Genomic DNA, 12,227 nt, shown 5'->3' with positions numbered 1-12,227 from the left:
GGCAATCGGGGATTGGGGTGACGCCCCCGCTCGCCTGCGGTACAGCACCCGCTCCTCCAGCTAGAGGCTGATCATGTCCGAAGACTTCTACCGCATCAAACGCTTACCCCCCTATGTCATCGCCGAAGTGAACGCGATGCGGGCGGCGGCGCGCGCGGGCGGGGAGGACATCATCGATCTCGGCATGGGCAATCCCGACCTGCCGCCGCCCGAGCACGTCATCGAGAAGCTCGTCGAAGTCGCGCGCAAGCCCAGCGCGCACGGCTATTCGCAGTCGAAGGGCATCCCCGGCTTGCGGAAAGCTCAGGCGAATTACTACGGCCGCCGGTTCGGGGTCGACGTCGATCCCGAGACCGAGGTCGTCGTGACGATGGGCTCGAAGGAAGGCCTCGCGAGTCTGGCCACCGCGATCACCGCGCCCGGCGACGTCGTGCTCGCGCCCAACCCGTCCTATCCGATCCACACCTTCGGCTTCATTATCGCCGGCGCGACGATCCGCGCGGTGCCGACCACCCCCGACGAAGCGTATTTCGAGAGCCTGGAGCGCGCGATGGCGTTCACCGTGCCCGCGCCGTCGGTGCTGGTGATGGGCTATCCTTCGAACCCGACCGCCGAAGTCGTCGACCTCGCCTTCTACGAGCGCGTCGTCGCGTTCGCGAAGAATCACAAGCTCTGGGTAATCTCCGACCTCGCTTATTCGGAGCTGTATTTCGACGGCAAGCCCACGCCCTCGATCCTCCAGGTGCCGGGCGCGAAGGACGTCGCGATCGAGTTCACCTCGCTCAGCAAGACCTATTCGATGGCCGGTTGGCGGATGGGCTTCGGGGTCGGCAACAAGACGCTGATCGCGGCGATGACGCGCGTGAAGTCGTACCTCGATTACGGCGCGTTCACGCCGATCCAGGCCGCCGCCTGCGCCGCGCTCAACGGCCCGCAGGACATCGTCGAGCGCAACCGCCAGCTCTATCACAAGCGGCGCGACGTACTCGTCGAGAGCTTCAGCCGCGCCGGCTGGGACATCCCCTCACCTCGCGCGAGCATGTTCGCCTGGGCCCCGCTCCCGCCCGCGCTCGCGCACTTAGGTAGCCTTGAGTTCACCAAACAATTGCTGACTCACGCGCACGTCGCGGTGGCCCCAGGGGTTGGCTACGGCGAAAACGGCGAGGGCTATGTGAGGATCGCGATGGTCGAGAACGAACAGCGGCTCCGCCAGGCGGCGCGCAACGTGAAGAAATATCTCCAGTCGATGGGCGTCAACACGCCCGCGCGTGGCGCTGGCTGACCTTCGCCAGCGTGGATATCAATCCGTTATATTCGGTGGCCGGCGTGCTCGTCGGCCTCATCGTCGGGCTGACGGGTGTCGGCGGCGGGTCGCTGATGACGCCGCTGCTGGTGCTCGTCTTCGGCTTCCACCCCGCCACCGCGGTCGGCACCGACCTGCTCTACGCCTCGGCGACCAAGACGGTCGGCACGACGGTCCACGGCTGGCGCGGTACAGTCGACTGGCAGGTCGTCCGCCGCCTCGCCACCGGCAGCGTCCCCGCGGCGATCGCGACATTGCTCGTGCTCAACCATCTCGGCGAGAAATCGTCCGACACCGGCCATGCGATCACCGTTGTGCTCGGCGTCACGCTGATCCTGTCGGCGGTTGCGACCTTCTTCCGCGGCAAGATCGTCGCGTGGCTGACCCCGCGGATCGGCGCGGTCGGCGGCGAGCGGCAGGCGATGCTGACGATCCTGCTCGGCGCAGTCTTGGGCGTGCTCGTTTCGCTCACCTCGGTCGGCGCCGGCGCGCTGGGCATGACCGCACTGCTGATCCTGTACCCGACGCTGCCGATCAACCGGCTGGTTGGCTCCGACATCGCCCACGCCGTGCCGCTGACGTTGCTCGGCGGGATCGGCCACTGGATCCTCGGCTCGGTGGACGTCGACCTGCTCGTGTCGCTGCTGATCGGGTCGATACCGGGCATCATCGTCGGCAGCCTGATCGCGACGCGCGTCTCCGACCGCGTGCTGGTCCCCGTCCTCGCGACCGTGCTGGCGCTGGTCGGCGTGAAGCTGATCTTCTGACATGCGGTCAGGGTTCGCCTTCTCGACCAGGTTCCGCGTGCGCTATGCCGAGATCGACGGCCAGCGCATCGTCTTCAACTCGCGCTATCTCGAATATGCCGACGTCGCGGTGACCGAGTTCTGGGAATGGACCGGGATCGCGGAGGCTCTGCCTGATCTGTGGCCGACCACCGAGTTCAACGTCCGCCGGACCGAGATCGATTACCTCAAGCCGTTCCGTCTCGGGGATGCGATCGAGGCGTTCGTGCGGATCGAGAAGCTCGGCACGACGAGCCTGACCAAGCGGTTCGAGCTCGCGCATGCAGAGACGGGGGAATTGCACACCGTCATCACTATGGTCAGCGTGCACGTCGACCTGGAGACCGGCCGCCCGGTGGCACTCCCAAATGCAATCCGCACGGTGCTAGAAACGCTACCGTCCTAACCTGACCTACCGCCGTCATCCTGACGAAAGTCAGGATCCAGAGCCATAAATGGCCGGCGTCCGTAACCCTGGATCCTGACTTTCGTCAGGATGACGAAACTTTACTCCGCCGCCTCAGCCTCCACCCCATCCCCCGCGACTTCTCCCGGAAGCGCCCAGATCAAATCCCCCTTCCCCAACACGCGCCCGTCATGCGACCGCACCGAGACCGGCTGCAACGGCCGCCGATCGCGTTCGTCGACCAAGATCGGGAACGCCGGAACGCACGTCTCCCATCGCTCGCCCCATTGCCTGAGCGCAATCATCGTCGGCAACAGCGCAAAGCCCTTGTCGGTCAGACCGTAGGCGATCTTCCGCCGATCCTCCGGGATAGGCTGCCGCTCCAGAATTCCATGCTCGACCAGCCGCGCCAGCCGGTTCGCCAGGATATTGCGTGCAATCCCCAGTTCCGACTGGAATTCCTCGAAATGATGCAGGCCGTTGAAGGCGGCACGCAGGATCAGGAACGACCAGCGCTCGCCCATCGCCTCCAACGCGGCGGGCAGGCTGCATTCCAGCAATGGTTCGCGTAATTTGCCCATCACGTCATCCTCGTCCGTCGGCGAGCGTACCGCATAACCCGCCGAAGCGAAACGCCCCGCTTATCCTGCGTTATGCCCCCCGCCCGCGAACGACTGACGCAGCCACTAGATCACAGTGATGCGACGCTTTTTGTTGCCAAAAGTCCCCGCCCGGCCCCATCTACGGTCCGTGCTGCGCCAATATGAACTGGTCGATCGCGTCCTCGACTACGATCCCGACGCCGACGAGGCGATGCTGAACCGCGCCTATGTCTTCTCGATGCAGGCGCACGGGTCGCAGAAGCGCGCGAGCGGCGATCCGTATTTCAGCCACCCGATAGAAGTGGCGGGTATTCTCACCGACCTGCACCTCGACGCGGAGACGATTGCCACCGCGATCCTCCACGACACGATCGAGGATACGGTTGCCACGCCCGAGGAGATCGAGCGACTGTTCGGCGCTTCGGTCGCGCGCCTCGTCGATGGTGTGACGAAGCTCAGCAAGATCGAAGCGCAGACCGAGAACGAGCGCGCCGCCGAAAATCTGCGCAAGTTCCTGCTTGCGATGTCCGACGACATCCGCGTGCTGCTGGTGAAGCTCGCTGACCGCCTGCACAACATGCGGACGCTCCATCACATCTCGAAGCCCGAGAAGCGCCGTCGCATCGCCAAGGAGACGATGGACATCTACGCGCCGCTCGCCGAGCGGATCGGCATGTACGAGTTCATGCGCGAGATGCAGTCGCTGGCGTTCGAACAGCTCGAGCCCGAAGCGTCCGAATCGATCAATCGCCGCCTCGAACAGCTTAAGCAGGGCGACGGCGACCGCATCGCCAAGATCGCGTCAGGCCTGAAACTGGTGCTGTCGCGCGCTGGGGTCGAGGCAGAGATTTCGGGGCGCGAAAAGCATCCCTATTCGATCTTCCGGAAGATGTCGGAGCGGCACATCAGCTTCGAGCAGTTGTCCGACGTGATGGCGTTCCGCGCGATCGTGCCGACCGAAGAGGATTGCTACCGCGTGCTCGGGATCATCCACCAGCGCTGGCCGATGGTGCCGGGCCGGTTCAAGGATTACATCTCGACGCCCAAGCGCAACGGCTATCGCTCGCTGCACACCTCGGTGATCCACGCCGACAGCGCGCGGATCGAGATCCAGATCCGTACCGCCGACATGCACGCACAGGCCGAGTTCGGGCTGGCGGCGCACTGGGCTTACAAGCAGCAGATCAACGGCAGCGACCGCCAGGTCAGCTGGATCCGCGATCTCGTCGAGATCCTCGATACCGCCGAGAGCCCGGAAGAGCTGCTCGAACACACGCGGATGGCGATGTACACCGATCGCATCTTCGCGTTCACGCCGAAGGGCGAGCTGATCCAGCTGCCCAAGGGCGCGACCTCGATCGACTTCGCGTACGCGGTGCACACCGATCTCGGCGACCAGGCCGTCGGCGCGAAGGTGAATGGCCGGGTCGTGCCGCTGTCGACGGTGATCGAGAACGGCGATCAGGTCCAGATCCTGCGATCGAAGGGCCAGTCGCCGCAGCCGCAATGGCTCAACGTCGCGACCACCGGCAAGGCGCTTGCCGCGATCCGCCGCCACCTCCGCCAGAAGGAGCGCGTCGAGCAGATCGCGCTCGGCCAGACCCTGTACGAGGATATCGTCACCCGCCTGCCCGCGCAGATCGGCACCGATGCACTCAGCCACGCGCTGAAACGGCTGAAGCTGCCCGACGATGCGTCGCTGATGGTCGCGATCGCGCGGCGAACCCTGTCCGATGCCGCGGTGATGGAGGCGCTGATGCCGGGCTCGGCCGGTGCGGACGTGACGCATGCGCTGGCCCCGCAATCGAGCGCGATCTCGATCAAGGGACTCACGCCGGGCGTCGCCTACGATCTCGCGACGTGCTGCCATCCGGTGCCGGGCGACCGCATCGTCGGGTTGCGCCGGCCCGATGCCGGGATCGAGGTCCACGCGATCGACTGCAAGGTCCTCGCCGAACTCGCCGAGCGATCGGAAAACGAGACCGACTGGGTCGACGTGGCCTGGGGCGACGAAACCGAGGGTGCGGTCGCACGCATATCGGTGATGGTGAAGAACGAGCCGGGTTCGCTCGGCATCGTCTCGACGATCATCGGCGGGCACAAGGCGAACATCATCAATCTGCGGCTCGATACGCGCGACAAGAGCTTCCACACCAACGAGATCGACGTCGAGGTGCATGACGTGCAGCAATTGATGCGGCTGATGGCGGGCCTTCGCGCGGCGGATGCGGTGCACACCGTGGAGCGGGTGTAGAAACATCCGACGATGACGGCGGGCGCGGTGGGCGCTAGACGGGGGCGATGAACCGTCCGTCCCTTTCGATTGTCGTCCCCTGCTATAACGAGGCGGCGTGCCTCGACATCCTGCATGCACGCATTTCCGGCGCGGCCAAGGTCGCGGTCGGCGACGATTACGAGATCGTCCTGATCAACGACGGCTCGCGCGACGACAGCTGGCCCGTGATGCAGCGCCTCACCGCCGCCGACCCGCGGCTGGTCGCGATCAACCTCTCGCGCAACCACGGCCATCAGCTCGCACTCACCGCCGGCCTGGACCTGTGCGCCGGCGAGCAGATCCTGATCATCGACGCCGATCTCCAGGACCCACCCGAACTCCTGTCCGACATGCGCGCGGCGATGGCGGCAAGCCATGCCGACGTGGTCTACGCGGTACGCCGCCAGCGCGCGGGCGAAACGGTGTTCAAGAAAGCCACCGCCGCCGCCTTCTACCGCCTGCTGACGCGGATGACCGAAACCCCGATCCCGCTCGACACCGGAGACTTCCGCCTGATGAGCCGGCGCGCGCTGGATGCGTTCCTGTCGCTCCCCGAGCAGGCCCGCTTCATCCGCGGGATGGTCGCCTGGATCGGCTTCAAGCAGGTGCCCTTCCCCTACGATCGCGCCGAGCGTCTCGCGGGCGAGACGAACTACCCGCTGGCGAAGATGATCCGCCTCGCGTTCGACGCCGTCACCGGCTTCTCGACCGCACCGCTGCGCTTCGCCAGCCACGCGGGGCTGGCACTGACCGGCGTGTCGCTGCTGCTGTTCGTCTACATCGCGATCGGCTGGCTCTCGGGCAGCGCGGTGCAGGGCTGGACCTCGACGATGCTCGTCACCGTGTTCCTGGGCGCGGTGCAGATGTTCGTGTTGGGGATGATCGGCGAGTATCTCGGTCGGCTGTACGTCGAGTCGAAGCGCCGGCCGTTGTATATCGTCGCCGATGTGGCGGGCCCGATCCAGGGGAAGGCGACGCTCGGGTTTCGTGCGGAGCCGGTCGACGTGGTGCGGTTGCCTGACGCGTCCCTTCCCATCCGCACAGACTGACGAACACCGCTCACCCCGATTCTCGCACCACCCCAATCCTCGAACCACCCCAATCCTCGAACCACCCCGGCAGAGGCCGGGGCCCAATTGGAAAGGTCGCAGTAACGAAGCGCAGGCTTCAGTTGGCGACGTCCCCCAATTGGACCCCGGCCTTCGCCGGGGTGGTGGTTGGAGGGGCCCTGCCTCCTCCCTCCGTTCGTGCTGAGCGAAGTCGAAGCACCTGCGCGCGAGGCCTGTCCTTCGACTTCGCTCAGGACGAACGGGTTAGGAAAAGGGAATATCGCGAAGCAAGCTTACCGCGGCACCGCCAGCGTCACGATCGAGACGCCCGGGGTCATCGGCATGCGACCGACCATGTGGCGTTCCAGGCGGAAGATCTTCTCGAACAGCGCGTTCACCAGCTTGGGTGGCGGGGAGTCGTCGCTGTCGTCGCGACCCGAAAGGCGTCCGACGATCCGGGCCACCGCCGCCAGCGGGAAGAGCAGCGAGTTGAAATAGCCGAGCTTTTCCGGCTTCAGGCCCGCCGTCTCGATCGCGGTCTTGAGCGTGGCCTTCGAATAGCGGCGGTGGTGGTGGTTCACGGTGTCGTGTGCGCTCCACATCCACTGGTGCGCCGGCACCGCGATCAGGATCTTGCCGCCGGGTGCGAGGCAGTCCGCCATCGCCTTCAGCGCGGCGACGTCGTCCTCGATATGCTCGACCACGTCGAGCACCGCGATCAGGTCGTAGTGCGCGCGGGGCACGCCAGGGAGTTCGGGCAACGGGGCCGCGCCGACCGGCTTGCCGAGGCGCTCGCTGGCGATCTCGCGCGCGGCCGGGTCGATCTCGATCGCGTCGATGCTGCCGAACGCGGCGAGCATCGGCAAATTGTGGCCGGTGCCGCAGCCGATCTCGAGGATCTTCGCATCCTTCGGCAACGCGCCGTAGCGGGTCAGGTAATCGGCGAGGATGTCGCGGCGCGCGCGGTACCACCAGTGGGTGGAGTCGTGGGCGGCCATCCGGTCGTAGACGATGCGGTCCATCAGTAAGTCGTCCAGTTCGTTGGCAGCATCAGTTGAAAACCCAGAGACGGTTGAGCACGAAACTCACGATCGCCGCGAGGAGCACGGCGGGGACGAGCGGGATCCACGGGTGCAGGTGGAACACCGCAGTGCCGACCCACGTGATCAGCGCGTTGAGCGCCAGACCTGCGCCCTGGACGATCACGAACTTCACATGCCGCCCGGCGCCCGGCTCCTTGGCGTGCCCCTTGAAGCTCCAGCGGCTGTGCAGGAAGAATCCGACCACGACGGCGACCACGAAGGCGAACGGCACCGCCGCCACCGCCTGGCGCGGCGGAAAGACATACGCGGTCAGCGGCAGGTAGACGAGCGAATACACCACGCTGGAAATCCCGCCGGCGATTCCGAAGCGCACGAGCTGGCCGAGCACGCCGCTCGCCCGCATCTGCTCCATCTGTCGCCAAATCGCCTGCATGCCCGCCTTGTTCTTTACCCTCCGGCGATCGCGCCGGTGCCTTGTTCTTTACGGACACCGCGATAGAGCGACGCTTGAGATACGCCCGCGCATCTAGAGTGCGTGCGGGCTGGAGGAAAGCGTTTTGGATCAGGCACCACTTCAGCGGCGGACGCTGCTGGACGAACTCGACCGGCATTGGATCGCGCTGACTCTGCTCGCCTGGGTGGCGGTGGCGGCGTGGTCGATGTTCGATCGCTGGGGCCAGATCCGCTGGCTGTCGCTCGGCGATACCGACGACAACATGCGGCTGATGCAGGTCCGTGCGCTGCTCGACGGGCAGGGCTGGTACGATCTGCGCAATTACCGGATGAACCCGCCGGTCGGGTTCGACATCCACTGGAGCCGCATCGTCGACCTGCCGATCGCCGGGCTGATCCTGTTCTTCCGCCTGTTCACCAGCAACAGCTGGGCGGAGCGGCTGGCCTGCGGGATCGCGCCGTTGCTGCCGCTGTCAATCGCGATGCTGGGGATCGGCGCGACCGTACGACGGCTGATCAGCCCTTACGCTTGGCCCCTCGCAGTCGTGATCATGGTCGGCGCGACCGGCACCATGCTGATGTTCATGCCCGAGCGGATCGATCATCACGGCTGGCAGCTCGCCATGCTGAGCCTGACGGTCGCGGGGCTATGCGATACGAACGGTCGACGTGGTGGCGCGATGGTCGGGCTCGCCAGCGCGGTGTCGTTGTCGATCGGGCTCGAGCTGCTGCCGTATGCGGCGATGGCGGGGGCGATCATCGCGCTGCGCTGGGTATGGGATCGGTCGGAGGCCGAGCGGTTGTCGATCTATGCGCTGACGCTCGGCGGGGGCAGCACGCTGGGGTTCGCGCTGTTCGCGTCGAACGCCAATCAGGCGATGCGCTGCGATGCGCTGACGCCGGTGTGGTTGAGCGTGATGATCGCGGCGGGGATGCTGCTGTTCCTGCTGGCGCGGTTCGGTCCGGCGTCGCGGGGCGCTCGGCTGGCGCTGGCGGTGGTCGCGGGTGCGGCGATCGTCGCGGGGTTCGCGCTGGTGTTCCCGCAATGCCTGGGGCGGCCCGAGGGCATTTCGCCCGAACTGCAGCGCAACTGGCTGGACAACGTCCGCGAGGCCAAGCCGATCTACAAGCACAGCTTCCGCGTCGGGTTCGCGCTGGCGACGCTGCCGATCATCGGCCTGATCGGGGCGATCCTTGCCGCCTGGCGCGCGCGTCGCGACGACCGGGCCGTGGGCTGGGCGGCGGTGGCGCTGTTCACCGCGTTCGCCTGCGCGATGCTGTTGTGGCAGGTTCGCGCCGGACCGGCGGCGCAGTTGCTGGCGATTCCGGGGGCGACCGCGCTCGGGTGGCTGATCCTGCCGCGGCTGCTCGGCAACCGGTCGGTGGCGGTGCGCGTGCTGGGGACGGTCGGTGCATTCCTGATCGTGTCGGGACTGTTTGCCGGAATGGTGATCCAGTATTTCCCGATCGACCGGCCGAAGCCGTATGAAAAGCGCGTCAACATGGCGACGGGCAACTGCCTGCGCACGACCGTGCTGCTCGCGCTGAACAAATACCCCGCGCAGACGATCTTCACTTTCGTCGACATGGGGCCGCGGCTGATCACGATCACGCATCACGACGCGATCGCGGGGCCGTATCACCGCAACGGCGACGCGATCCTCGACGTCCAGCATGCGTTCGGGGGGACGCCCGACCAGGCGCATGCGATCATCAAGCGGCATGGCGCGACGATGCTGCTGCTGTGCCCGAATGCGGCGGAGTCGACGAACTACAAGGCGCGCAGTCCCAAGGGGTTTTATGCGCAGATGGCGAATAACGAGGTGCCGGCGTGGCTGACGTCGCTCCCGCTGCCGGCGAAGTCGCCGTTGCGGTTGTTCAAGGTGGACTGAACCGCACCGCCGTCATCCCCGCGGAGGCGGGGACCCATATCCTCTGAAATCAGTGATAGATCGCACGGTCAGCCAGTATGGGTCCCCGCCTTCGCGGGGATGACGACTGGAGTTACGGCCGAGCTAGCGCAGCACCTCGGTCAGGCCGTCGATCACGAACTGCACCGCCAGCGCGGCCAGCAGCACGCCGAGCAACCGTGTGATCACCGCCTCGATCTTCGCGCCGAGGATCCGCATGATCGGGCCGGCGGCGAGCAGCGCGACCAAGGTCAGCAGCAGGATCGTCACCATCGCGCCGAGCACCACGGCCGAGCGCTCGAGCCCGCTGTTGCGGCTCATCAACAGCATCACAGACGCGATCGAGCCGGGGCCAGCGATCATCGGCATCGCCATCGGGAAGATCGAGACGTCCTCGACCTCGGGATCGCTCGCGACCTTGGCGGCACGGTCCTCGCGGCGCTCGGTGCGCTTTTCGAATACCATTTCGAGCGCGATCAGGAACAGCATGATGCCGCCGGCGATGCGGAAGCTGGCGAGGCTGATGCCGAGACCCTTGAGCAGCGCCTCGCCGAACAGCGCGAACACGAACAGGATCGCCGCCGCCACGCCGACTGCGCGCATCGCCATCGCGCGCTTCTGCACGGTCGAGGCACCGGCCGACAGCCCGGCGTAGATCGGTGCGCAGCCCGGCGGATCGATGACCACGAAGAACGTGATCAGCGACGAGATGTAGAGCTCGATCACAGGCCCGTCCGATCCAGTGCGGCCTCGTCGATGGCGACGCCTTCGCGACGGCCTGCGGAAACCAGCGTGTTGCGGAGCAGGCAGGCGATCGTCATCGGCCCGACACCGCCCGGCACCGGCGTGATCGCACCCGCGACCTCGACCGCGCTCGCGAAATCGACGTCGCCGACGAGGCCGGCATCGGTGCGGTTGATGCCGACGTCGATGACGGTCGCGCCGGGCTTCAGCCAGTCGCCCTTGATCATCTGCGGGATGCCGACTGCGGCGACGACAATGTCCGCGCGGCGGATGTGCGCGGGGACGTCCTGCGTCCGGCTATGGACGACGGTGACGGTGCAGCTTTCGCGGAGGAGCAATTGCGCCATCGGCTTGCCAACGATGTTGGAGCGGCCGACGACGACGGCTTCGAGCCCGCTCAACGACGGCAGCACGCTTTTCAATAGCATCACGCAGCCGAACGGCGTGCAGGGGACGAAGCCGGGCAACCCTGTCGCGAGGCGCCCGGCGTTGATCGGGTGGAAGCCGTCGACGTCCTTGTCGGGGTCGATCGCGGCGATGACCGCCTGCTCGTCGATATGCTTCGGCAGGGGCAACTGGACGAGGATACCGTCGATCGTCGGGTCAGCGTTGAGCGTTGCGATCAGCGCGAGCAGGTCTTCGGCGGGAACGTCGGCGGGGAGCCGGTGCTCGATGCTCTCCATCCCGGCCTCGCGCGTCGCCTTGCCCTTCGAACGGACATAGACGTTGGAGGCGGGGTCCTCGCCGACCAGCACGACGGCCAAGCCGGGCGCGCGGCCTGCCTCTGCTCGAAAGGCGGTGACGCCGTCTGCGATACGGGCCCGGAGGCCGGCGGCGAAGGCCTTGCCGTCGATGATGGTCGCGCTCATGCCCGCGGCCCATAGAGCGCGGACGCGATTTCCGCCAGTACAGTGGAGTCGCCGGCGATGTGCAGGCGCTTCAGGCGCGCGGTTTCGCCGGAGATGATGGTGACGGCGCTCTTGGAGACGCCGAATGTCTTGGCGACGAGGGCGACCAGTCCGGCGTTCGCGGCGCCATCGACGGGGGCGGCTGCCAGTCGCGCGGCGAAATGCTCGGGCGTTCCGGCGGCGAGTGCGTCGCGACCACCCCGCGGCGTTACCCGGACGGCGATCGTGAGGCCGTCATCGACCGACCGCCAGGCTGTCGGCCCGATCAATAGGCTGCGACGAGGTAGTTCTGCGCGATGTTCGGGATGACGATATTGGTCAGGATGTAGAGGATCAGCAGCACGACCAACGGCGACAGATCGAGCGCGCCGAAATCGGGGAGCACGCGGCGGATCGGGCGATAGAGCGGCTCGGTGATCTTCTGCAGCGCGTTCCACACCGTGCGGACGAAATCGCTGTGCGTGTTGATGACGTTGAACGCGATCAGCCACGACAGCACCGCCTGGATGACGATGACCCACCAGACGAGGTTGAGCAGCAACTGGACGATCTGAAGAAGGGCGATCAAGGCAAGGGTCTCCGCTGGTGTGGTCCGGATATAAGGTGGCCGAGGGAGAACGAGAAGGCCTGTGGTGTCGCTGGCCTGCGCCCGATGATTCGAGCCGCGTTGGACGCCCTCCGCCCCCGTCATCCTGGGCTTGACCCAGGATCCAGAGCCACGAAGGCTACCCTGTGTGACTCTGGGTCCT

The 12,227-nt window shown here is 66.3% G+C and carries 13 protein-coding genes; 6 read left to right on the top strand and 7 right to left on the bottom strand.

Annotated features, from left to right (window positions below; translation table 11 throughout):
• The first annotated feature begins 73 nt into the window (after positions 1-73).
• The 3 genes from C8J43_RS04710 to C8J43_RS04700 are packed head-to-tail and all read left to right on the top strand — an operon-like array spanning position 74 to position 2,494.
• Positions 74-1,282: an LL-diaminopimelate aminotransferase gene (locus tag C8J43_RS04710; protein ID WP_133029891.1), complete on the top strand. Its 1,209-nt coding sequence runs from the start codon at positions 74-76 to the stop codon at positions 1,280-1,282.
• 11 nt (positions 1,283-1,293) lie between these two features.
• Complete coding sequence (locus tag C8J43_RS04705) at positions 1,294-2,070, top strand: sulfite exporter TauE/SafE family protein (RefSeq protein WP_133029890.1); 777 nt, start codon at positions 1,294-1,296, stop codon at positions 2,068-2,070.
• 1 nt (position 2,071) lies between these two features.
• On the top strand, positions 2,072-2,494 hold the full coding sequence (locus tag C8J43_RS04700; protein ID WP_133029889.1) for a thioesterase family protein: 423 nt from the start codon (positions 2,072-2,074) through the stop codon (positions 2,492-2,494).
• Positions 2,495-2,595: 101 nt separating this feature from the next.
• Here the strand turns inward: C8J43_RS04700 and C8J43_RS04695 are convergent, their stop codons facing one another.
• On the bottom strand, positions 2,596-3,075 hold the full coding sequence (locus tag C8J43_RS04695; protein WP_133029888.1) for a helix-turn-helix domain-containing protein: 480 nt from the start codon (positions 3,073-3,075) through the stop codon (positions 2,596-2,598).
• A gap of 169 nt (positions 3,076-3,244) precedes the next feature.
• Between C8J43_RS04695 and C8J43_RS04690 the strand changes: the two genes are divergently transcribed.
• Both C8J43_RS04690 and C8J43_RS04685 read left to right on the top strand, forming a co-directional pair.
• The gene (locus tag C8J43_RS04690) at positions 3,245-5,350 is read left to right on the top strand and encodes a bifunctional (p)ppGpp synthetase/guanosine-3',5'-bis(diphosphate) 3'-pyrophosphohydrolase (RefSeq protein ID WP_133029887.1); all 2,106 of its coding nucleotides are present in this window, start codon (positions 3,245-3,247) and stop codon (positions 5,348-5,350) included.
• Between the two features lie 47 nt (positions 5,351-5,397).
• On the top strand, positions 5,398-6,420 hold the full coding sequence (locus tag C8J43_RS04685) for a glycosyltransferase family 2 protein (RefSeq protein WP_133029886.1): 1,023 nt from the start codon (positions 5,398-5,400) through the stop codon (positions 6,418-6,420).
• A gap of 293 nt (positions 6,421-6,713) precedes the next feature.
• Here the strand turns inward: C8J43_RS04685 and C8J43_RS04680 are convergent, their stop codons facing one another.
• The gene (locus C8J43_RS04680) at positions 6,714-7,442 is read right to left on the bottom strand and encodes a class I SAM-dependent methyltransferase (RefSeq protein WP_133029885.1); all 729 of its coding nucleotides are present in this window, start codon (positions 7,440-7,442) and stop codon (positions 6,714-6,716) included.
• Positions 7,443-7,470: 28 nt separating this feature from the next.
• The gene (locus C8J43_RS04675; protein WP_200912556.1) at positions 7,471-7,896 is read right to left on the bottom strand and encodes a GtrA family protein; all 426 of its coding nucleotides are present in this window, start codon (positions 7,894-7,896) and stop codon (positions 7,471-7,473) included.
• Between the two features lie 124 nt (positions 7,897-8,020).
• On the opposite strand from C8J43_RS04675, the gene C8J43_RS04670 reads away from it, so the two are divergent.
• On the top strand, positions 8,021-9,808 hold the full coding sequence (locus C8J43_RS04670) for an AcrB/AcrD/AcrF family protein (RefSeq protein WP_207893319.1): 1,788 nt from the start codon (positions 8,021-8,023) through the stop codon (positions 9,806-9,808).
• Positions 9,809-9,931: 123 nt separating this feature from the next.
• Here C8J43_RS04670 and C8J43_RS04665 read toward each other — a convergent pair whose 3' ends face one another.
• The 4 genes from C8J43_RS04665 to C8J43_RS04650 are packed head-to-tail and all read right to left on the bottom strand — an operon-like array spanning position 9,932 to position 12,046.
• A complete protein-coding gene (locus C8J43_RS04665) occupies positions 9,932-10,552 on the bottom strand; it encodes a MarC family protein (RefSeq protein ID WP_056053460.1) in 621 nt (206 codons plus the stop codon).
• A complete protein-coding gene (folD, locus tag C8J43_RS04660) occupies positions 10,549-11,439 on the bottom strand; it encodes a bifunctional methylenetetrahydrofolate dehydrogenase/methenyltetrahydrofolate cyclohydrolase FolD (RefSeq protein ID WP_133029884.1) in 891 nt (296 codons plus the stop codon). The genes C8J43_RS04665 and folD overlap by 4 nt, the downstream gene beginning before the upstream one ends.
• Complete coding sequence (locus C8J43_RS04655; RefSeq protein WP_243645402.1) at positions 11,436-11,747, bottom strand: DUF167 domain-containing protein; 312 nt, start codon at positions 11,745-11,747, stop codon at positions 11,436-11,438. Before C8J43_RS04655 ends, folD begins: the two co-directional genes overlap by 4 nt.
• Positions 11,744-12,046 carry a YggT family protein gene (locus tag C8J43_RS04650; RefSeq protein ID WP_060526004.1) on the bottom strand — a complete coding sequence of 101 codons (303 nt, stop codon included), beginning with the start codon at positions 12,044-12,046 and terminating at the stop codon, positions 11,744-11,746. The genes C8J43_RS04655 and C8J43_RS04650 overlap by 4 nt, the downstream gene beginning before the upstream one ends.
• Between the last annotated feature and the right edge of the window lie 181 nt (positions 12,047-12,227).

The organism is Sphingomonas sp. PP-CE-1G-424 (assembly GCF_004341085.1).
Classification (GTDB): Bacteria; Pseudomonadota; Alphaproteobacteria; order Sphingomonadales; family Sphingomonadaceae; genus Sphingomonas.
Note: the sequence above shows the minus strand (reverse complement) of the source record. Positions and strands in the feature narration are given on the sequence as shown.